The sequence below is a fragment of the Agarivorans sp. Alg241-V36 genome, from assembly GCF_900537085.1.
Lineage (GTDB): Bacteria > Pseudomonadota > Gammaproteobacteria > Enterobacterales > Celerinatantimonadaceae > Agarivorans.
On the sequence record NZ_UNRE01000001.1, the window covers coordinates 576,427 to 597,943 of the forward strand.

19 protein-coding genes and 1 pseudogene are annotated in these 21,517 nt (G+C 44.2%); 13 read left to right on the forward strand and 7 right to left on the reverse strand.

What is annotated here, in order from left to right; all coding sequences use genetic code 11:
* Positions 1 to 126 precede the first annotated feature (126 nt).
* Both gloA and G6R11_RS02745 read right to left on the reverse strand, forming a co-directional pair.
* The gene (gene gloA, locus G6R11_RS02740) at positions 127 to 582 is read right to left on the reverse strand and encodes a lactoylglutathione lyase (protein ID WP_163131244.1); all 456 of its coding nucleotides are present in this window, start codon (positions 580 to 582) and stop codon (positions 127 to 129) included.
* Positions 583 to 620: 38 nt separating this feature from the next.
* Positions 621 to 2,495 (reverse strand): hybrid-cluster NAD(P)-dependent oxidoreductase, encoded by a 1,875-nt coding sequence (locus G6R11_RS02745; protein ID WP_163131245.1) that lies wholly within the window; start codon positions 2,493 to 2,495, stop codon positions 621 to 623.
* A gap of 306 nt (positions 2,496 to 2,801) precedes the next feature.
* Here G6R11_RS02745 and G6R11_RS02750 point away from each other — a divergent pair, with 306 nt between their 5' ends.
* The 3 genes from G6R11_RS02750 to dinB all read left to right on the forward strand — a co-directional run bounded on the left by G6R11_RS02750 (position 2,802) and on the right by dinB (position 5,986).
* Positions 2,802 to 4,115 carry a choice-of-anchor L domain-containing protein gene (locus tag G6R11_RS02750; RefSeq protein WP_163131246.1) on the forward strand — a complete coding sequence of 438 codons (1,314 nt, stop codon included), beginning with the start codon at positions 2,802 to 2,804 and terminating at the stop codon, positions 4,113 to 4,115.
* 54 nt (positions 4,116 to 4,169) lie between these two features.
* Positions 4,170 to 4,769, forward strand: coding sequence for a peptidoglycan-binding protein (locus tag G6R11_RS02755; RefSeq protein WP_163131248.1), 600 nt, complete (start codon positions 4,170 to 4,172; stop codon positions 4,767 to 4,769).
* Between the two features lie 125 nt (positions 4,770 to 4,894).
* On the forward strand, positions 4,895 to 5,986 hold the full coding sequence (gene dinB, locus G6R11_RS02760; RefSeq protein WP_163131250.1) for a DNA polymerase IV: 1,092 nt from the start codon (positions 4,895 to 4,897) through the stop codon (positions 5,984 to 5,986).
* Between the two features lie 146 nt (positions 5,987 to 6,132).
* Here the strand turns inward: dinB and G6R11_RS02765 are convergent, their stop codons facing one another.
* Positions 6,133 to 7,596: an aminoacyl-histidine dipeptidase gene (locus G6R11_RS02765; protein ID WP_163131252.1), complete on the reverse strand. Its 1,464-nt coding sequence runs from the start codon at positions 7,594 to 7,596 to the stop codon at positions 6,133 to 6,135.
* Positions 7,597 to 7,999: 403 nt separating this feature from the next.
* On the opposite strand from G6R11_RS02765, the gene G6R11_RS02770 reads away from it, so the two are divergent.
* The 6 genes from G6R11_RS02770 to G6R11_RS02795 all read left to right on the forward strand — a co-directional run bounded on the left by G6R11_RS02770 (position 8,000) and on the right by G6R11_RS02795 (position 14,159).
* Positions 8,000 to 9,289 (forward strand): NCS2 family permease, encoded by a 1,290-nt coding sequence (locus G6R11_RS02770; RefSeq protein WP_163131254.1) that lies wholly within the window; start codon positions 8,000 to 8,002, stop codon positions 9,287 to 9,289.
* Between the two features lie 96 nt (positions 9,290 to 9,385).
* Positions 9,386 to 10,615: an alpha/beta hydrolase gene (locus tag G6R11_RS02775; protein ID WP_163131256.1), complete on the forward strand. Its 1,230-nt coding sequence runs from the start codon at positions 9,386 to 9,388 to the stop codon at positions 10,613 to 10,615.
* Between the two features lie 76 nt (positions 10,616 to 10,691).
* Positions 10,692 to 11,087: a sigma factor-binding protein Crl gene (crl, locus tag G6R11_RS02780; protein WP_163131258.1), complete on the forward strand. Its 396-nt coding sequence runs from the start codon at positions 10,692 to 10,694 to the stop codon at positions 11,085 to 11,087.
* Positions 11,088 to 11,193: 106 nt separating this feature from the next.
* Complete coding sequence (gene proB, locus G6R11_RS02785) at positions 11,194 to 12,303, forward strand: glutamate 5-kinase (protein WP_163131260.1); 1,110 nt, start codon at positions 11,194 to 11,196, stop codon at positions 12,301 to 12,303.
* A gap of 10 nt (positions 12,304 to 12,313) precedes the next feature.
* On the forward strand, positions 12,314 to 13,567 hold the full coding sequence (locus G6R11_RS02790; protein ID WP_163131262.1) for a glutamate-5-semialdehyde dehydrogenase: 1,254 nt from the start codon (positions 12,314 to 12,316) through the stop codon (positions 13,565 to 13,567).
* A gap of 67 nt (positions 13,568 to 13,634) precedes the next feature.
* Positions 13,635 to 14,159, forward strand: a complete 525-nt coding sequence (locus tag G6R11_RS02795; RefSeq protein WP_163131264.1) for a histidine phosphatase family protein — start codon at positions 13,635 to 13,637, stop codon at positions 14,157 to 14,159.
* Between the two features lie 60 nt (positions 14,160 to 14,219).
* Here the strand turns inward: G6R11_RS02795 and G6R11_RS02800 are convergent, their stop codons facing one another.
* The gene (locus G6R11_RS02800; protein ID WP_163131265.1) at positions 14,220 to 14,540 is read right to left on the reverse strand and encodes a type II toxin-antitoxin system RelE/ParE family toxin; all 321 of its coding nucleotides are present in this window, start codon (positions 14,538 to 14,540) and stop codon (positions 14,220 to 14,222) included.
* On the reverse strand, positions 14,528 to 14,785 hold the full coding sequence (locus G6R11_RS02805; RefSeq protein WP_163131267.1) for a type II toxin-antitoxin system Phd/YefM family antitoxin: 258 nt from the start codon (positions 14,783 to 14,785) through the stop codon (positions 14,528 to 14,530). Before G6R11_RS02805 ends, G6R11_RS02800 begins: the two co-directional genes overlap by 13 nt.
* A 155-nt stretch (positions 14,786 to 14,940) precedes the next feature.
* Between G6R11_RS02805 and G6R11_RS02810 the strand changes: the two are divergent.
* Positions 14,941 to 15,123, forward strand: a pseudogene (locus G6R11_RS02810) (group II intron reverse transcriptase/maturase); the annotation flags it as partial.
* Positions 15,124 to 15,199: 76 nt separating this feature from the next.
* Here the strand turns inward: G6R11_RS02810 and G6R11_RS02815 are convergent.
* Positions 15,200 to 15,883, reverse strand: a complete 684-nt coding sequence (locus G6R11_RS02815) for a hypothetical protein (RefSeq protein WP_163131269.1) — start codon at positions 15,881 to 15,883, stop codon at positions 15,200 to 15,202.
* Between the two features lie 571 nt (positions 15,884 to 16,454).
* Between G6R11_RS02815 and G6R11_RS02820 the strand changes: the two genes are divergently transcribed.
* Positions 16,455 to 18,869, forward strand: coding sequence for a glycoside hydrolase family 2 protein (locus tag G6R11_RS02820; protein ID WP_163131271.1), 2,415 nt, complete (start codon positions 16,455 to 16,457; stop codon positions 18,867 to 18,869).
* Positions 18,870 to 18,900: 31 nt separating this feature from the next.
* Positions 18,901 to 19,743 carry a hypothetical protein gene (locus G6R11_RS02825; protein WP_163131273.1) on the forward strand — a complete coding sequence of 281 codons (843 nt, stop codon included), beginning with the start codon at positions 18,901 to 18,903 and terminating at the stop codon, positions 19,741 to 19,743.
* An 18-nt stretch (positions 19,744 to 19,761) separates the two neighbouring features.
* Here the strand turns inward: G6R11_RS02825 and G6R11_RS02830 are convergent, their stop codons facing one another.
* Entirely contained in the window at positions 19,762 to 20,604 is an 843-nt protein-coding gene (locus G6R11_RS02830; RefSeq protein ID WP_163131275.1) for a LysR family transcriptional regulator, read from the reverse strand.
* Between the two features lie 133 nt (positions 20,605 to 20,737).
* Here G6R11_RS02830 and G6R11_RS02835 point away from each other — a divergent pair, with 133 nt between their 5' ends.
* Positions 20,738 to 21,460 carry an SDR family oxidoreductase gene (locus G6R11_RS02835; RefSeq protein WP_163131277.1) on the forward strand — a complete coding sequence of 241 codons (723 nt, stop codon included), beginning with the start codon at positions 20,738 to 20,740 and terminating at the stop codon, positions 21,458 to 21,460.
* The last annotated feature ends 57 nt before the right edge of the window (positions 21,461 to 21,517 follow it).

Genomic DNA, 21,517 nt, shown 5'->3' on the forward strand with positions numbered 1-21,517 from the left:
AAGCAGCTTATCAAATTTTGTTATAGCTTTCCTATAATTTTTTGACTCATTGGTCAAATTAAAAAGGCGATACAGTTTTTAATTCCGTATCGCCTAGTTTACACTTTGATTTTAAAGGCTAAAATCTTACCAAGAGCCAGTACTTGGCATAGATGCCCAAGGCTCCTGTGGAGCTAAAGACTCACCTTGCTGGAGAAGCTCTACAGAGATCCCATCGGGCGAAACCACAAATGCCATGTGGCCATCTCTTGGTGGGCGATTAATGGTTACACCTGCATCTTGAAGTTTTTGACACAGACCGTAAATATCTTCCACCGAAACCGCAATGTGACCAAAGTTACGACCGCCACTATAGCTTTCTTGCTGGCCATCTTCATCAGGCCAATTGTAGGTGAGCTCTAGGCATGGCGCGTTTTCTGCCTTTACTCGTTCAATGTCTTCATCGGCAGCTAAATAGATGAGTGAAAAACGGCCTTGCTCACTTTCGTAGCGACGAACTTCGCTCATTCCCAATAAGTCACAGTAAAAGCGCATAGACTCATCGAGATCTTTAACGCGAACCATGGTGTGAAGAAACTTCATAATGTCTTCCTATTAGTTTAATAATGAATAAATTTTAACTAATCCTGAGTGATGCATACATCCTCTTTGGGAATGCAGCTGCAACTCAAAATATAGCCTTGTTGTTTTTCGTCGTCGGTTAATCCACTATCTTCTAGTACCTCAACCGCTCCACTTTGTAATTTAACTTTACAGCTGCCACAAAAGCCGCCGCGGCAAGAATAAGGCAGGTTCAAACCTGCTTGCTCTGCCTGTTCTAGCAAATTTTGCTGATTATTACCCTGAAGGTAGGTATCCCAAGAATCGAAGAGAATGTTTAGCGCTTTGGTCTCTGCACTGGCAGTAACTTGATGACCAAAGCTTTCTTCATAATAGTCATCTTCGTGTAAGCCTAGTGCCAACAGTTGTTCCTTGGCGCTTTGCATAAAGGCTTGGGGCCCACACACATAAACAGCGCGCTGTTCTAGATCTGGCACATCCATTAGCATTCCGCGATTCAGACGACCTTGATAGCCTTGCCAGCTGTTTTCGGCTTGCTGGGTAAGGGTATAGCGAATGCTGCAATTGCTAAAACTTTGGCTTAGTAGCGCGAGCTCTTGTTCTGCAATTAGGTCTTTTTCACTGTGAGCACTGTGTAAAAATACAATGTCTCGGTCGATGTTTAAATCACTTAAATAACGCATCATCGACAACATTGGGGTAATACCGCTGCCGGCCGAGAGTAATAGCAATTTAGCGTTACTACTTTGCTTAATATGAAAATCACCACTTGGTGCATGGGCTTTTAAACGCATGCCGGGTTTAAGTTGATCGTGAAGCCAGTTAGATACTTGGCCGTTCACCACCCGTTTAACAGTAATGGCTAAACGCTGTGGGCGGGTAGGCGAGCTTGAAAGGGTGTAATTGCGGCGCAGTGGTTTGCCAACAATTTCAAACTCAAAGCCTAAATACTGGCCTGGCAAATATTCACTTAAGGTTTGCTCTGGAGCTTCAAAGATAAAGGTTTTTACATCGTGAGTATCTTGCTTTATTGCCTCGCAACGCAGGGCGAGAGCTTCTCCCTGCTGCCACTGTTGCTTATCTGGTGGGTTTTGGCTTCGTTTGTTTACATTTTCTGGATAATGCTCGGGTGTGCGAGTTTCGAGAACTTCTATAGGATCGTAGAGGCTGATATTTCCACTGTTTAACGCCACCACATTTTGCCCAAAATAGACGTTGCCGCCTTCACCCTGGCGATATTTAGCGAGTGTACTCAGTGGCTCTTTGTTGGCATTAAACTCACCGGTGCGCTGGTCTAGGGTGGTGAATACACAGCGTGAACAAGGGTTTTGCACCTCAAATTCAACTTCGCCTATTTTAAAGCGTTTCCAGCCGTCTTCGGCAAAGGCTTCAGTGTTTTTTACCACAAGGTTGGGGCGAAACTGCTCCATGCTGTGCTGGGAGCTTGAGCGAAGGTTTAGGTCTTCAAGTGATGCTTCAGATATTAATAACAGTGGGTAGCCATCGGCAAAGGCCACTTGGCTTTCTCGGTGTTTTACCTGGCGAGAAGAGTGTTCACCAAAGAACACCAGATGGCATGGTTCGCCTAAGTAGCGGCTAAACCATTGATCGTATGATTCGCTGCAATGCTGGGCTTGTACTGCATCTTTCCAAATCATTACTTGCTTGTAATCATTTGAAAAATCGCTGTAACGCAAGGCCAAATTTGGCATGTTTTCGGCGCGAAGTTGTAGGCCTGTTTGAGTGAGCGCGCTATGGATCTGCGCCAGTTTAGGGTGAGTGCGCGCAGTGATTTGTATACCGTCGGGTTGGCATACAACAAAGCGGCGGTCAAAGGCTAAACCATGTTCTTCAACAAAGGCGTGGTTGAGGTGAATACCTGCGGTTGATTTGATCGGATAAACACTTAATTGACTAACACGAGCATCATTCACTACTGGAGCTTCCTTTTGCCTATTTAATCTAGCAATAGTACTCAAGCAAACGTCTGGTAGCTAGGGTATTAGGTAAAAATGGGCTGAGTTTTCACCCTACAACTTAACCAGCAAATAATGGGTTAAAGTGTAATTATATTATAAATGAATCTGTCAGTTTAATTTACATTGGAACTAGGGCCTGAGTAGCGCAGAAAATTATCTATATATTTATCATTGCTTTATCGTTCAGCCTTTTTATGGCGTGTTTTTTGCTCAATTAGAAAACTTTTAAACTCACGTGTTTATTAAGGAAGGGAAGCAGTCATGAACAAAAAAGTTTTGCAGGCCTCGCTAGTTTCGTTAGCGGTTGGAGCACTCTATGTGCCTGCGGCCTCAGCTATAGTCATCACCGAAAGTTTTGATGCAATGGAGCTAGCGCAGTCTTTGTTAGTTCCTGATTCAAGCATTGTGATTAATTCGGCAACCTTATCTCAATCTGGTACTGGGCAAGCAGGTACTTTCACCAATGATTCTGGTGTATATGGTATTCCTTCAGAAGGTGGGGTAGTGCTTAGCTCGGGTTTAGTCAGTTCTTACGAGGATGGGCCAAATACTCAAGATGGGTTTACCGCGAGCTTTAACACTGCTGCAACAGCTGAGCAAAATGCGATGTTAACGCCTTTAACCGGTATTCAGAACCATTTTGATCCGGTGCAGTTAGACATTAGCTTTACGGTAAATTCAGTCGACCCTACTACCTTGACTTTTTTCGGGGTATTTGGCTCTGAAGAGTGGCCAGAATTTGTGAATGGCGGTGTTACCGATGGCTTTGGCTTATTTTTGAACGGTGAGAATATCGCAGGTGCTTTACCCACCGGTTCTAGTGCTGGTGACCCTTTGTTACCTATCAATATTAACCACCCAGATATGAGCGACATTCGAGGTACTGAGCTTGATGGCGTACTAGCACCAAATGGAAATCCGCAGTTGCGTTTCGATGCCCCTGTTCAACCAGGCGTAAACACCTTTACTTTCATCTTGGCTGATGCTGGCGATAACATTTTAGATACCACGATCTTTTTAAGTAGCTTTGGTGAATTGGGTGAATCTGAATTCGTGCCGATTTTACCGGATCCTAGTAATCCTACAAACGAAGACGGTGCCTTTGTGTTTGACCTACCAGAAGTACAAGGTGGTGAAACCATTTGGATTGACCCTGATGTTGCTGCTGGTTACGTATACTCTACAGATGGTATGTTTGCTTCGGTAACTGCACCTTCCTTAGCCTCGGTGAATGACCCAGATGGTTACGTGATAGAGTTTTTGTTTGAAGGCGTGTTGCAGCAAATCGCTTTAGCAGCAGGCGAAACTTTTGAGTTTGGTATCAACTTTGACCCTGTAAGTACCTTTACTTTAAATGGTATTAACTTAGACCTTGGCTTGGATCCTACCGATCCATTGGCATTTGTTACTGGTTTGTCCTTTGTAGAAACTGGCAGTTTCCAGGTGTCACAGTTACCGATCGAAGTATTTGTGCCAGATAGCAATAGCGTACCAGAGTCTCCAACTTTGTTTATGTTTGGTCTCGTTATGGCATTTTGGGCTGGACGAAAAAAACTCAGTGCTTATTATAAATAGTATTGTTTTTAAGAGCCTAAGTGAAAACTTAGGCTTTAATCTTTTTGGGGTGTCATGAAACATATACTGGTAGTTGTTTGGTCTATTGCGGTGTTTATTAGTGGCAGTGTGGTTGCTGCTGATGATTCTGGTAAATTCGCGGCAAAGGGCGCAGCAAGGAAAAGCTGCAATGACTTTACGCAAAGCGCTCAACAAAAAAACTCTGATTACTTGCTTTATGGCGGTTGGCTAGAAGGTTATGTAACGTCTTACAATCAATTTCAGCCCTCAAACTATGATGTGGTTCCTTGGCAAACTACCGAGCTGTTACTAGCGTTGCTACAGCGTCATTGTAAAGCGAACCCCGATATAAAGTACTTAGATGCAGTAAATAGCTTAATTAAAACGGTGTTTCCGATTCGTTTGGAAAAGGAAAGCCCTTTAGTGAAGGTCTCGGTGGCTGATAAGGATTCTTATTATTACGTAGAGATTTTGCAACGTGCTAAACAGCGGTTAAAGTTTTTAGGTTATTACAACACTGCGGTAGATGGCTCAGTATTTACCCCGTTGGATGTAGAAGTATTTGTTAAGTACCAAAAAGATCTGGGTATTCCGCAAACCGGTATTCCCGACCAATTTACCCTGTCTAATTTATTCCTCAAAAAGACTCAATAATACCGCTTAATGCTTAATGCTTAGTGCTACAGAGCCACTTTCTTGTAAGGAAAGTGGCTCTGTTACTTTGAATTTTTAACAAAATATCGCATACTGTGTTTATATACAGTCTCGAGGCGATAGCTGTGGCAGATTTACAGCCAATACAACGTAAAATAATCCATGTTGATATGGACTGTTTTTATGCGGCTGTAGAAATGCGAGATCAGCCAGAGTTAGCCAATGTTCCCTTAGCTGTAGGCGGTATGCGTAGTGGTCGCGGCGTGCTTACCACCTGTAACTACCTTGCTCGCCAATACGGCATTCGCTCTGCCATGCCTACTCACAAAGCCCTACAACTATGCCCGCAACTGGTACTTGTACCACCGCGTATGCAGGTTTACCAAGAGGTGAGCCGAGAGGTACAAAGTGTTTTCCATGATTACGCCGACGCTATTGAGCCATTATCATTAGATGAAGCCTATCTAGATGTGAGCAATAGCGAGGCCTGCAAGGGCTCAGCCACCCTCATTGCAGAGCAAATTCGCCAAGATATTTATACTAAGACTGGCTTAACTGCGTCTGCTGGTGTTGCCCCAGTTAAGTTCTTGGCCAAAATTGCCTCAGACTTAAACAAGCCAAATGGCCTTTATGTGATAAAGCCGGAGCAGGTGAGTGAGTTTATCGAGACCTTGGCTTTGGAAAAAATCTCTGGGGTGGGCAAGGTAAGCATTGAGAAATTGCATCATCAAGGTTTATACACTGGCGGTGACATCCGCCGAGCCGACAAAGATAAGTTAAAGCAGCTATTTGGTAAGTTTGGCGAGATGCTATGGCTGCGCTGCCAAGGGGTTGATGAGCGGGCGGTAAGTAACGACCGTAAGCGAAAGTCCGTGGCGGTAGAGCGGACCTTTGCCAAAGATGAAGGCAATCCAGCTATTTTGATTGAGCGCTTGTTAGCGTTGCTGCCAGAGCTAAAACGGCGCAGTGAAAAACATTTAAAACAAGCCAAAATGAACAAACTTGGTGTGAAGGTAAAGTTTGCCGATTTCCAACAAACCACTAAAGAGCAGCAGTGTCAGCGTATTGATGAGTCGGCATTATTAGAATTGTTTGAAGAAGCATTTGCTAGAGGAAAAGGTAAGGCAGTGCGGCTAATAGGTTTACATATTGGCCTAGCCTATGAGCAGCAAAACCAGTCGCCACAACTGGTTTTGCCCTTTGAGTTAACTACTTAGTGAGATCTCGGTCGTAGCTAAGTCGCTTGGCTGTACTTACATTTAAGGCAAAGAGTCAAAACGTAGCGACAAGACCACTGCTTAACTTCATGTTAAGAGTGATAGGCAAACTGGCTAATAAACCAGTTTGCCTGTCGCTTACTTTATTAGTCTTTAGCTGGAATATTGTTAAGCACACTAAGCAGTAGTTGCCAGTATTTTTCTACTGCGGCAATTTCTACTTTTTCGTCTGGGCTGTGTGGAAACTTAATGGTTGGTCCAAACGAAGCCATGTCCCACTCTGGGTAAGCGCTTTTAAATAAACCACATTCTAGACCGGCGTGAATAACCATCACATTTGGGCACTTGCCAAATAGCTCTTGGTAGCTTTGTTGAACGACACTTTTCATTACCGAGTCTGCTTCAGGCTTCCAACCAGGGTAAGCGCCAGTATGGCTTACTTCTGCATTGGTTAAGCTGAATAGTGACGCAAGGCTTGCCTCAACCTGTAGGCGGCTTGAATCAATAAGCGAACGGACTAAAATTTTAGCGTCGATAGTGGATTCTGTTTGGCTAATTACGCCTAGGTTTAGCGAAGTTTCTACAACCCCTGTTACTGTTTGGCTCATGCTCACCACGCCATTGGTGCAGGCATTTAAACTAGCGATAAGTTGTTGAGATAAGTTGCTGCTAAAGCTTTGCTCTGGAGTCTCAACTTGCTCATTACTAATGCTTAAGCCCGTTTCAACTAAACCAAATTCATCGATAAACTCGCTGCGCTGTTGCTCGATAACTTGCTCAAGTTCGGCTTGCTTGGCTGCATTAAATACCAAGGTACAGCTTGCTTCGCGAGGAATGGCATTGCGCAGGCTTCCACCTTGAATCTGGCAAATTACTGGTTCAATGCCTTGTTGTTGCAGGGCTGCTAATAAGCGCACTAACAGTTTATTTGCGTTAGCTCGGCCGGTATCGATGTCACAACCCGAGTGGCCGCCTTTTAAACCTTTAACTGTTAACTCTATGGCTAGTTGCTCTGCGTTAGTAGCTTGCTGCTCTAGGGGGAAGCTTACGTTAGTATCGCCGCCGCCAGCGCAACCCATATACACTTCACCTTCTTGCTCTGAGTCAGTGTTAATTAGCAGTTTGCCTTCTAGTACACCTGCTTGTAAGCCAAAGGCGCCGGTCATTCCCGCTTCTTCGTCAATGGTGAACAAGGCTTCGATAGGGCCATGAGCAATCTCGTTACTGGTTAAAATAGCCAGTATTGACGCGCCACCAATACCGTTGTCGGCACCTAGGGTGGTGCCTTCTGCAGTTACCCATTCGCCATCTATGTATGGGCGGATGGGATCTTTAGTGAAGTCGTGTTGAGTATCATTGTTGGCTTGCGGCACCATGTCTAGGTGGGCTTGTAAAATTACCCCTTGGCGATCTTCCATGCCGGCGGTGGCTGGCTTTTTGATAATTACATTGCCAACTTTGTCTTGAAAATGCTCAAGTTGGTGCTCAGCGGCCAAACCCATTACCCAGTCAATCATTGCTTGTTCATGCTTAGAGGGGTGGGGAATAGAACACATAGTTTCGAAGTGTTGCCATAAACCCTGAGGGTGAAGTGAAGATAGTGTAGACACAAAGCCACCTTTTAATTGTATTACTAGTATGAATAGGACTTTATCAGCTAGAAACTATGAATATAAGTCTGTTTATGTGCTTTTCGTTGGAATAATTGTTTGGGAGCAATAAAGCTATTATTCAACTGATTGTTTTCTTATTAATGGCTAGCATGATAATCACTATCAAGAAAGCATCAAAATTCCCATATAAACTAAATAATCTCAGCAACTCGACGCATATTAACGCTATGAGTTGGTGATTTTAGCTTTTTTTGCTGATCTAGCGCAGGTTGGTTGCATCATCCGGTAGCTTCTTAGTTTTGGGATGAATATAATGCCACGCGATTTCTGCTAGCAGCATAACGGAGTGCCTGTTAGTGGTCCAAATAACCAACTGTCAGTCCAAGGAACATACGCCGTTATGTTAGAGAAATTATTTAAGCTAAAAGAGCACGGAACCAATGTGCGCACAGAGGTCATTGCAGGTTTAACCACCTTCTTAACCATGGCCTACATTATCTTTGTTAACCCTAGCATGCTAGCTGCTACCGAAATGGATCAAGGTGCAGTATTTGTTGCAACCTGTTTGGCCGCGGCCATTGGTTGTTTCATCATGGGCTTGTACGCCAACTACCCAATTGCTCAAGCGCCAGGCATGGGCTTAAATGCCTTTTTCACCTACGGCGTTGTACTAGGCATGGGTCATACTTGGCAGGTTGCTTTAGGTGCAGTGTTCTTATCAGGTGTTATCTTCATTCTGTTAAGCCTATTTAAAGTACGTGAATGGATTATTAACTCTATTCCGCAAACCCTACGTGTAGGTATTGCCGCCGGTATTGGTTTGTTCCTTGGTTTTATTGCCCTTAAAAACGCCGGTATTGTGGTAGATAACCCAGCTACTTTGGTAAGTTTAGGCAGTGAAAACCCGCACCAGATGATTTTAGCTGCTTTAGGTTTCTTCTTAATTATTGGCCTTGAATACCGCAAGATAAAAGGCGGCGTATTAATCTCTATTTTAGCGATTACGGTACTGTCTATTATATTGGGCTACACCCAATACGGCGGCATTGTATCTATGCCACCAAATCCAGCGCCTACCTTCATGCAGTTGGATATTATGGGTGCCTTAGATGTCACCATGATTAGCGTTATTTTTGCCTTCTTGTTTGTGGATTTATTTGATACCGCAGGTACCTTAACTGCTGTTGCACAGCGCGGTAACTTGCTTGACGAGAAAGGCCGCTTACCTAATCTGAAAAAAGCGTTGATGGCAGACTCTAGTGCTACTATTGCCGGTTCATTGTTAGGTACTTCAAGCACGACTTCTTACATCGAAAGTGGTGCTGGTGTAGAAGCTGGTGGCCGTACTGGCTTAACTGCCGTGGTTGTGGGCATTCTGTTTATTCTTGCTCTATTGTTCTCGCCGTTGGCGGGCATGATTCCAGCTTATGCAACAGCTGGCGCACTATTCTACGTATGTACCTTAATGCTATCGGGCTTAATTAATGTAGATTGGACAGACCTTACCGAAGCGGCTCCAGCAGCGATTGTGGCAATTTTAATGCCGTTGTCGTTCTCTATCGCAGACGGTATCGCTTTAGGCTTCATCTCTTACGCTGTTATTAAGCTGCTAGCGGGTCGTTATAAAGAAGTACCGCTAAGTGTTTGGGTATTGGCCGCTGTATTTGTACTTAAGTTCGCGTTCTTCTAAAGCTTACAAATTCAGAATACATACTAAGCCGTCACATCGTGGCGGCTTTTTTTTGTGATATATTTTATAAATTGATAAGCAAGTGAGTAGGTTGTTTTGAAAGAGAATCTGTCAGAAGTATTGTTTAAACCACGTATTAATGTAATAGAAACCTCAACGGTGTCTAACTCCTCTGCGGCTCAATTAACAGCCGTAGGCCAAGAAGAAGGCCGCAATTGGTATCGTATCCTGCGCAGAGAATACTGGGCTTGGCTAGGTTTAGATCCAATTGAAACAGAAAGCCTGTTTGCCGACATTGCAATGTGCGACAAACCGCGTACTAGCGAGTTGCTCGATACCGTGGGGGGTTACCAGCCAGGCAACTGGAACTACGAATGGATGCAGCGTGCGGTTAAACATCAAATTGCTGCTAAAGATGCAGAGCAAAATGGTGAGCGAAAGCTGGCCTATCAAGAGTTTTTACTCGCCAGCTACAGCGCTACCATCGCCGCCTATCCTCATTTTAAAGGTGACGATTTAGCCACCTCAGCTCAAGCTTTAGCGCATAGCAATCTTATGTCTGCAATGGGGCAGAGTGAGTATCAGTGTAAAGCTATCAACGTGCCGATAGACGGTAAACAAGTAGAATGCTATTTGCATCTGCCAGATACCGACTCGGTAAAGCCGGTGGTTATTGTGAGTGGCGGTTTAGATACCATTCAAACCGAGCTTTACCCGTTTTTTGAGCGCTTTTTAGCGCCAGCAGGCATTGCCATGTTAAGTGTCGATTTACCCGGCGCTGGCCATTGCAGTCATTGGAAGTTGCAGCAAGATAGTAGCCGCATTCATCTGGCTATTCTTGACCACTTACCTCAAGTGCCTTGGGTGGATCATGCCCGTGTGGCCATGCTGGGTTATCGCTTTGCTGGTAATGTTGCTGCGCGCTTGGCTTTTGTTGCCGCAGAGCGTTTACGTGCAGTAGTAACGATTGGCGCGCCAGTAGACAGATTATTTAGCGATATACAGCGATTTAGTAACCTACCGCAAATGTACCAAGATTGTTTGGCCAATCGCAGTGGGGTAAATGCTTCAAATTCTGAAGGGCTTTATTACCGCTGTTTACCTTTGTCGTTGAAAACTCAAGGCATATTGGGCGGGCCTAGAACAAAGTTACCGATGTTTGTGGTTGGCCGTAAAAACGACGCAATATGCCCAGAAGCAGATGTTTCTTTGCTTCGCTCTGCTTCACCAAATTGTCAGGTTGAATTGCTGAAAGAGCTTGATTCACTTCAAAATTACAACCAGATCTTCACTAAGGTCACGCATTGGCTACAAAAGCAATTGTGATTTAGCTTAATTGTGGTCATTATGGACATACGGTACGTTATACAAACAATTGTCCTACTGTGGAGAGATTAAGCGCATGGAAGTGACTTGGCCAAGCCATGGAAAGTTAACATCGAGATTTACGGCCATGGGTCCGTATTTTCGTAAAGAACACAGCAGCAACGAAATGTACTTTTTTGATTGCCTTGCCTCGTGTGTAAGCTCTAAACCTGCCGCTGATGAACGCGAGTTCTATGGTTGGTGGTTTGAATTACGAGTAAACGAAGACAGTTTTGAGTATCACTACTGGTTTGGTTTATACGACAAGCAAGGTGAATGGCAGGAAGGTAAAATTCCGAGTAAACACCAAAAAGAAGTGCAACAGTCACTAGAGGTGTTTTATCAAAAGCTGCTCGATACCCTTCAAAAGCTGGAGTTAGACCTTAGCGCTGCCCCCTCTTTGTCCCCCAATTTAGCTCTCCCGGCAGCTTAAGCCGAAGAGTTCCGCAAAAAAAATGGCGCACAGGCTCTGTGCGTCTGTTTAATATCAGGTAGAATACTCGCTTTGCGTTTTAGCCGAGTTGGAATAGTAAAATAGCATGTCGAAGCAAACCATCGTCGTTAAGTTAGGCACAAGTGTGTTAACTGGCGGCACATCTAAACTTGACCGCGCCCACATGATAGAGCTGGTGCGCCAGTGTGCGTTGCTGCGTAAAGCGGGTCATCAACTTATTGTGGTTACTTCTGGAGCCATTGCTGCGGGTCGCGAGCACCTATCGCTTACCCATGGCAATATCGCCCCCACCATTGCCAACAAACAAATGCTAGCCGCAGTAGGGCAAAGCCGACTGATTCAAGTATGGGAAAGCCTGTTTAGCATCTACGATATTCACGTAGGCCAAATGTTGCTAACCCGCGCAGACCTTGAAGATCGTGAGCGTTTCCTTAACGCTAAAGACATGCTAAAAGCCTTACTTAATCACGGTATTGTGCCGATCATTAATGAAAATGATGCCGTTGCCACCGCCGAAATTAAAGTAGGCGATAACGATAATTTATCGGCGCTAGCCGCAATACTGGGTGGAGCCGACAAGCTATTGTTGCTTACCGACCAACCGGGTTTGTTCACTGCCGATCCGCGCAACAACCCTGATGCAAAGCTAATTGAAGAAGTGGCAGAAATTGATGCCTCTATTCGCTCTTTAGCTGGCGATAGCGTAAGCGGCTTAGGTACTGGCGGCATGGCCACCAAACTGCAGGCCGCCGAAATTGCCGGTAGAGCAGGCATTGAAGTAGTGATAGCCGCCGGACACAGTGAGAACGTAATTACCCGCTTGAGCGAAGGTAAAAGTGTTGGCACCCGTTTTCCGCCAACCAGTAGCCCACTTGAAAACCGCAAACAGTGGATTTTAGCTGGGCCACCTCCACACGGCGAGTTAGTATTAGACGAAGGCGCATGTAAAGCGGTAGTAGAACGCGGTTCCAGTTTGCTGCCCAAAGGCATTACCGCCATCAATGGCGAATTTAACCGCGGCGACGTGGTGCGCATTGTTAATCCACAAGGCCTAGAAATTGCCCGTGGTATTTGTCGTTATCCGGCAAAAGATATGAATTTAATTAAAGGGCTACATTCAGAGCAAATTGATAAGACTCTGGGTTATGGCTACGGATCAGTTGCGGTGCACCGTGACGATTTAGTTTTAAAATAGGAATTTTTAGATGAGCTTACAAACACTCGGTCAACAGGCTAAACAAGCCAGCTTTGATTTGGCCACCTTAAGTACTAGCCAAAAAAATGCAGCCTTAGCGGCAATTGCTGATCAGCTTGAAGCTCAGCAAGAAAGCATACTAGCAGCTAACAAAATTGACTTAGACGCAGCTCGTCAGTCGGGCTTGTCAGAAGCATTACTAGATCGCTTAATGCTAAACAGTGAACGCCTTGCCGGCATCGCTAGCGATGTACGCAACGTAATTTCACTAAACGACCCTATTGGCAGTGAAATGGATTGCCGCGTATTAGAAAACGGCTTGCGTTTATCGCGCCGCCGCGTGCCATTAGGCGTTGTTGGGGTAATTTATGAAGCCCGCCCTAATGTAACCATTGATATTGCAGCGCTATGCTTAAAAACCGGTAATGCCAGCATCTTGCGTGGCGGTAAAGAAACCTTCCACTCAAATATGGCCTTGGTAGCGGTTATTCAATCTGCTTTAGAGCAAAGTGGCCTGCCAGCTGCCGCCGTGCAGTACATTGAAAAGCCTGACCGTGAGCTAGTGGCCGAGCTGCTTCGCTTAGATGAATACGTAGATATGATTATCCCTCGTGGTGGCGCTGGCTTGCACAAGATGTGTCAGGAAAACAGCACCATTCCAGTAATTATTGGCGGCTTTGGTATTAGCCATATTTACGTGGATAACTCGGTAGATTTAGCCGCAGCACTTAATGTGATTGAAAACTCTAAAGTGCAGCGTCCATCGGCATGTAATGCATTAGACAGCCTACTGGTTGATCAAAACGTAGCGGTAGAGCTATTGCCAATGCTGGCAGAGCGAATGAATCAAGCCTCGGTTAAGTTAGTGGCCACCGAAAATGCCATGGCGGGTCTAGCTAATGCTAAAGACATACAAGCAGCTGGCGAAGGTGACTTCGATACCGAATGGCTAAGTTACACCTTAGGTGTAAAAGTGGTTGCCGATGTAGAAGAAGCGATTGCTCACATGCGCACCCACAACGCTAGCCACTCAGACGCTATTTTGTCGAATAACTTAAACTCGGTAGAGCGTTTTGTGAATGCTGCAGGTTCTGCCGCAGTTTACGTAAATGCCTCAACTCGCTTTACCGACGGCGCGCAATTTGGCCTGGGGGCCGAAGTAGCAGTATCTACCCAGAAGCTACACGCTCGCGGCCCAATGGGCTTAGAAGAGTTAACCTCTTATAAGTGGATTGGTATTGGCGACATGTTAGCTCGCCCTTAAGCAAGTATTCACTTATGCTAAAAGCCTGCATTGCAGGCTTTTTTGTTTTTTGGGTAGGAGTAACGGTATGTCTCGCAAGCTTTGGTTAATTCGCCATGCTAAATCCAGTTGGGACGACCCAAGCTTAAGTGATAAACAACGCCCCTTAGCAGAGCGTGGCCACAAAGCCGCACAGCTTATGGCGAGTCATTATGTAGAGCCGTTTTCTACATTACAGTTACTTCAATACTCGCCAGCTCTACGCGCCAAACAAACCGCTGGGTACTGGCTTGAGCAGCGCAAAGCAAATACTCATTCACCTTTAGAAGTTGATTTACAAATTAGCTGTGAAAAAACGTTGTATACCTTTCACTGGGCCGACTTGCTGCTACATATTCAACAGCTTCCTAGCGAGCTAAACAATGTAGCCTTAGTAGGGCACAACCCGGCCTTTGAAGATCTTGTGCATTACCTAACAGGTGAAGACTTAATCAAGTTTCCAACAGCCAGCCTAGCGGTGATTGAAGCGGACTTAGATTGGCAGAACTGGGGCGAACTCAGTGGATATTTACGTTTGTTTGATACACCCAAGAAGTTGGCGGCAAGATTGTAGGTTAGCTCTAGAAGAGCGCAATCAAAATCCCAGCGTTTTGCTTACTCTTGAGTCACTTTGTTAGCGGCTCACTTTTACTTGGTGCTTACTTATTAATAACTTACGTAAGTCTCGCTCTTCTCGCATGACATACAAGATATAGGCTTTATCAAGTTCTAACTTATAAAAAATCCGGCATGGACTAGCAATAACTTCACGATAGCTCAGATGCTCTAGCTCAGGAGGGATGCGACCAGACTCTGGGAACAACTCTAGCCTTTCAACTTTCTCGAAAACAGATTGGACCAAGAGCTTCGCAGCAACAATATTTTCTAGTGCAATATACTCAGCGATATCATTTAAATCTGATAATGCTGGATCAGTCCAAATCACTTCAGCCATTTAGACATCTTATTCTTCGCGTCAGAATGTGATGTAACTTTGCCATCGGCAATAGCACGCTCACCTCTAGCAATACCCTCAAGGATAGCTAAACGGTTTTGCATAAATTCATAGTCATCAACATCAACTAAGTACGCCGAAGGCTTGCCGTGTTCTGTGATTAATACAGGCTCTTTGCTGTTATGTAGATCGGCAAGGATCTTCGTAGCTTGACGCTTAAGTGATGTCACTAATTCAACTTTCATGTTGTCGCTCCAAAGAATACTAAAGTGATACTATTCTATCACTTTAAGTTTCACAAGCATCTCGACTGTTAACGCGAGGCTATAATCACGAAGTGATGGCCAACAGCTATTTTTCCGACTTAAGTGACCTGCGTCAGTCCAGCATCGACACAAACCGAGAACTAATGCGTAGAGGTATGTATGTTCAAGCCGCAGTAGCCTGTGGCATCACCAGTAAAGGGCCATGGAGAAGCTCGAAAACACCGGGGATCCAACAAGCATTATCAAATGCTTATCTAAAATATCAGGGCTTATTTGCGCTTCGAGATGGATGGATAAAGCTTCACCATTCTACGTGAAACGCCCTGAGCGGAGCCGCATGCAGGGTGTTGTGGGGCTGGAGGCTAGATACCTCCGGCTACTCGATTATATTTCTTAATTACGCTTATTTAATATTTGCGATAGGTACATATTTTTATCAGAATGCCCAACTTTGTTAGCCCTTTCAAGCAAAACTAACCCTCTATTACAGCACTCTAAATGCATTCCAATAATTTGTTTCCAATCAGAGATTAACAAAGTCTCTTTTTGTAAAACTTGATTTATTTTTAAAACATAATGTTTTAAATGCACCAATGCATTTACTTCTTGCATTGGCATTAAGTGTGAATAGCTAGCTATTTTATCAAGCTCAAAACTTATGTAAGGGCTTAAATTTTGAAATGTATTTTTAAAAACTCCAGTAGATTGGTGTATGCAGGGTGCGCCTTCATTGTCTTTGGAAGTAGGATAATCAATTGAAAGTGTTATAGCGACAATACCACTACCACACTCTAAGAAAGAGCCTTGCTTATCAAGTTCCAATTCTAAAGATTCAATCAACTTACTCAAGCTACTAGTTAAACTGCCATAATCATAATATAAAGTACTGTACGCAAACTTAAGTTTTGCACGTTTGGGCAGATATACATCTAAAAACCATACAAAAAAACCTACAACGTAACCGCTAGCTAGCGTAAATAATACCTCTCCGTAGTTTTCATTTTTTAAAAAAATTGGCTTTAAAAAACCAAGGGGATCTGGAATATATGAGTTCGACTCTTTAAAAAGAAAAAACACAGATATAACAAATACCAAGATTATAAAGAAATCAAATCCATCACTGTACCGCTTAATACTATAAACACTTTTGAAACGCGATTTATATTGGAAAAAATATTTTTTATTTTTTATTTTTTATAAAACTTATGATTTTTTCAAATATCATTAGGATAACTCAAATCTAAAGTAAAAATATAACAGCTCATAAAAGGAAAGTTTCCTTGTTTAAACAAGGGGATTTTCCTACTTTCACTCATTTTGTGAAAATCAGACTATCACTTTTCCTAAGTTACATCAGCCTGCTAGCGCCAAAATTAACAAAAGAGTCAGCATAAAAGTATGCACAAGCCTGTGAAAAACAGGAATTGCAGTTTGTATGTTTTTAAGCCAGTATTTTTTGAGAATACATGCAACAGGCAAAGAGCAGGACGTTCACCAGGAATCCCTAGTATCGCCCCTGAAACTTGGTCAGCCAATAGCGGTAAATTTTGATACCTTCCACAAAGCATTTCTCTATCTCTTGTTCCTGTTATCTGCTCTACGTAGGCTGCTAATTAACCTTATCTTGTAGTGCTTAGTGGGTGCTTAAATGACGCAGATTAACCTAAACAAAGCTTGGCTTTTAAGCTCTGCTGATTATCCAGAGATTGAAGTGGCTTGCGATATTCCTGGTGATAACCATTCTGCATTACTTAAGGCCGGTTTAATTGCAGACCCATATTTGCAGTGCAATGAACAAGAGGTGCAATGGGTTGGACGGGCTAACTGGTCACTTTTCACCGAATTTGAGGTGAGTGCAGAGCCGCTGGAATCTGATTTTATCGAGCTGAATTTAAGCCGAGTAGATACCGTTGCCGACGTTTATATCAACCAACACTTAGTTGGCCAATGCGACAATATGTTCCGCTTGTGGTCATTTGAGATAAAAGACTACGTATATGAGGGGCTCAATCAGCTGCGGCTGGATTTTTCGCGCTCAGATTTAGTCGCTAAACAGCGTGCAGAACGCTTACCTTTTGTGGTGCCATCGTCCATGGGCAATAACCAAATCCCCTTTATGAATAGCTTGCGCAAAAGCCAATGCCACGCGGGCTGGGATTGGGGAATTTGTTTAATGGTGAACGGTATCTATGACCCTGTGCAAATCAAATTCACCAAGCAAGCGCGGCTGCTAGATGTGCAAGTAGAGCAGCTATGGCATGACGGCAGTGTAGATGTAGTGATTAAGCTGAGCCACGACCCTTTATGCGGCTCGCCTATTCATGTTCAATTTGGTGAGCATGTTTTGCCAGTGCAGCCCTTGGCTGATTCAGGCTTAAGTGAGGCGAGTATCCATATTGCCGAGCCAGAGCTTTGGTGGCCAGCTGGTTATGGCGAGCAGCCTTTATATCCGCTGCGCGTTACGCTGGGTGAGCAGCTTATCGAAAAGAAAATTGGTTTGCGCAAGCTAGAGTTGAATACCCAAGCTGATAGTGTTGGCTCGGCGATGAGCTTTGTGATTAACGACTTCCCCATTACTGCTAAGGGCGCAAATTGGATACCCTTAGATGCCTTGCCCAGCAAGCAAACTAAGCAGCGTTATGAAGCTCTGTTAACTGATGCCAAAGCCGCTAACATGAACATGCTTCGAGTATGGGGCGGCGGGCAGTACGAGAGTGATGCCTTTTACCAACTTTGTGATGAACTGGGTTTGATGGTTTGGCAAGACATGATGTTTGCTTGCTCGCTTTATCCCTCAACCGAAGAGTTTGTCGCCAATGTTGAACTTGAGCTAAGCGACCAAATTAAACGCTTACGTGACCATAGCTGCATTGTGCTGTGGTGTGGCGATAACGAAGTAATTGGTGCAATTAATTGGTACCCCGAATCTAAAACCAATCGTGAGCGTTATGTGGTTAATTACGACAGGCTAAATCGGGCGATTCAGCGAGTGGTCGAGCAGCACGATGCGAGTCGGGTATTTTGGCCCAGCTCTCCCTGTAATGGTGAGCTAGATTACGGTGATGCATGGCATGACGATAGCAAAGGCGATATGCACTTTTGGGATGTGTGGCATTCAGGCAAGTCTTTCTCTGCCTATCAGCAAATTAAGCCGCGTTTTTGCTCAGAGTTTGGTTATCAATCTTGGCCATCCTTGGCCGAAGTAAAAACCTTTGTGCCCGAAAACGATTGGAATATTTGCTCGCCCACCTTTGAGGTTCACCAAAAAAATCCTCGCGGTAATAGCATTATTACTGAGATGTTCACCCGCATGTTTCGCTTTCCTGCTAGCTTTGAACAAATGCTGTATTTAAGCCAAGTGCAGCAGGCCTTAGCTATAAAAACTGCATGTGATTTTTGGCGAGCCAATAGCCCGCAATGTCGCGGTATGTTGTATTGGCAGCTAAATGATAATTGGCCGGTGAGCTCGTGGTCGAGCATTGAATATAGCGGTCGCTGGAAGCAACTGCACTACCATACCAAACGTTTCTTCGCCCCACAGTACTTAAGCTTTGTAGAAAGCGAAGAGGGTTTAGCGCTGCAAGCCATAAACGATAGCGTGAACTCAGTTGCTTTGGTTTGTGAGTTGCAGTTTGTTAGCTGGCAAGGGGAGCTTGGCTTTAGTCAATCGCTAGATATAAATATAGCGGCCGATGGCACTGAGCGAGTTTGGTCTATTGAAGCTAGTGAACTTGAGGAATTGCGTACTCAAGGTTTTTTCATCGCGCAATGGCACTCAAACGGAGATGTACTGCAAAATACGTGGGTGGGAGATAACTTTAAAATCTTGCCTATCGCTAAGGCCAAGCTTGCTTTTAGCGTTGACGAGAGCTCTTCTGCAATCACCTTGCTTAGCGATAAACCCGCCTTTTTTGTGCATTTAGAATCTGATGCGCCGGGACGCTTTTCTGATTCAAGCATTACTCTGCTGGCCAATCAGCCACACACTGTTTACTACCTAGGTGATGATTTTGCAGCTATGCAGAAAAGTTTGCGGGTTTATCATTTAGCTGATAGCTACTAGCATTTATAATTATTAAAAAAGGGGGAAGCTATTGAGTAATCAAAGGCTAAAGCAATTCGGAGAAAAGGGTGTTCACAATAAAATAGATTGGATAAGGGAGGCTGACAGTAAACTAATTAGTGCAAAGATTTTGCGAGAAGTTGCGAGTGTAAAAGAGACCGAACTTAAAAGGCTTTGTGAGAGCGGTAAAGCCAACTCTCAAAGCGTTTTCGAACTAATTCAGCCAGTTGAGTCTGCAAACAAATCAAGTTTCTTGTTACTTGGTTATGCAATCGAACTACTTTTAAAGTCTGGGGTTGTTTCATTGTTAATCAATGCCCCTAAACATCTTTTGGAGCTGAAAGTCCGAAAGTACGGTCATAAATTACAGAATATGTGCACTGATCTAAATATAGATTTAATTGGCACTGAAAAAGAGCTCTTAGAAGTACTCAGTAGTTTTATTGTGAATGAAGCAAGATATCCAGTAACAGTAAGCTCAATCCAAGAATATAGTAAATTAAAAAATGAAATAGGTGCTCAGTTAGCTAACAACGAATCATTCAATCTAGGAGTACACATCTACGATAACGTTAGAAAGATTTTAAGTGGCATCGATGGTACTGAAGATAATCCAGTATTCCGAGGTCGTCGTGAGATTGATTCTGATGGATATTATGTTTTTCGTGTAGGAGGTACTTTGCCACCGGTACTTATTTTCAAATATAGTGAAAAGAAAATTAAAGGCGGAAAAAACAATGTGGATGATATGAAATCGTTGATTGTTAACTCCTTGGATAACGATATCATTTCACGTATTCTCCTCGATTCTCTAGATTTATCTGACATTTACATTGCGAGCGAAAAGAGTGGGTTAGTTAAGTATCAACATTGATTCCTAAGTTTTTGTTGATTAATTAGCTTTCCAAACATTCGCAGCTTCAATTAAGGCGGCCAACTCTGGTTTGGCACTGGCGCTGGCTTTTACACACAAACCAATACTGCGATACATACGAGGAGCTAACAGTTTTACTTGTTGCAGATTAGCTGCTGTTTCGAGCACCCCGGTAGGTAAAAACGAGATGCCGATGCCAGCATTTACCAAGTGTTTTACCTGGGTTTTGTGCTGGGCCTTGGCCACCAAATTAACCGCAAAACCCTGTGAGGCGAGCAGGCTAAGCGTTTGTTGGTGGGCTTCGCACACCACGCACTCAATGAAATCATAGTTATTCAGTTCAGCTATCTCTACCTCTTGTTGCTGAGCTAGCGGGTGCTGTTGGGGCACGCATAATACGTAGTCTTCTTGCCAAAGCGGAATAAACAACTCGTCTTCTTGTTTAAACACATCAAGCGTTAGCCTTGCCTGAGCAGTTTTATCTTGGTGATCGAGAAGCTCAAAGTTGAACAGTGGCTGTTGGCTTTTGCAGTGCTGAATAAATTCAGCCAATAAGCTTGGGCTTAAGTCCTCAAAGTTTGCCAGCTTAATCGGTAGGCTTGCCGGCTGCTCCGCAAACAACTTAGACATGCGGTTTAGTTGACCCAGCGTTTGAACCGCCATGGGGTAGAGATGGTGCGCTTGGTCGGTTAAATCTACTCCGCGCTTATGGCGAACAAATAGTTGAACCTCTAATTCAGACTCAAGCTGTTTAATCGCCGAAGATAGCGATGGCTGAGAGACATAACAACGCTCGGCGGCGGCTGTCATTGAGCGTTCTTCAAAAACCGCCACAAAGGATCTGAGTAAACGTGCATCCATAATATTTGCCTATAACAACTAGAGGAAATCGATATTTTACACCTATATATAGCAGAACTATAGTTAGCGCCAATAAAGCAGCAAGCGCAAATGTGGCGCCTTGTGGTGAGTTACTTATGTATTGGAGAATCTTATGTCTAAGCCTTTAGTGGTTATTACTGGTGCCAGTTCTGGAATTGGCGAAGCGTGTGCAAAAACCTTGTCGGCAGCGGGGCATCCGTTGTTATTAGTCGCACGTCGAGTAGAGCGTTTAGAAGCACTTAACTTGCCAAACACCCTGTGTCGTAAAGTTGATGTGACCGAACTAGGGGACTTTGAGCAAGCGATTAAAGATGCCGAAGCGTTGTATGGTCCGGTTGATATGTTGCTAAACAATGCTGGTGTGATGCTATTGGGTGCGGCACATGAGCAAGCCCCTAGCGAGTGGAAAGCCATGTTGGACGTAAACGTGATGGGTTTGCTAAACGGTATTCACTTGGTATTGGCTGGCATGAAGCAGCGTCAGCACGGCACTATTATTAATGTGAGCTCAATTGCTGGGCGTAAAACTTTCCCAAGCCATGCTGCATACTGCGGCACTAAGTTTGCGGTTCATGCGGTGAGCGAGAACATTCGTGAAGAAGTAGCCGGTGACAACGTGCGTGTAACGGTTATTGCCCCAGGAGCAGTAGAAACCGAATTGCTTAGCCATACCACTAGCCAAGAAATTAAAGACGGCTACGAAGTGTGGAAAGAAGAAATGGGCGGCGTACTTAATACGCAAAACATCGCTGATGCAGTGGCTTATGCTTACGGCCAACCGCAAAACGTATGTATTCGAGAAGTGGTATTAGCCGCCACTGGCCAACCTGCTTAAAGCTGGGTGCAAATAAAAAGAGAGCCTAGGCTCTCTTTTTTAGTTTTTAAGCCTGCC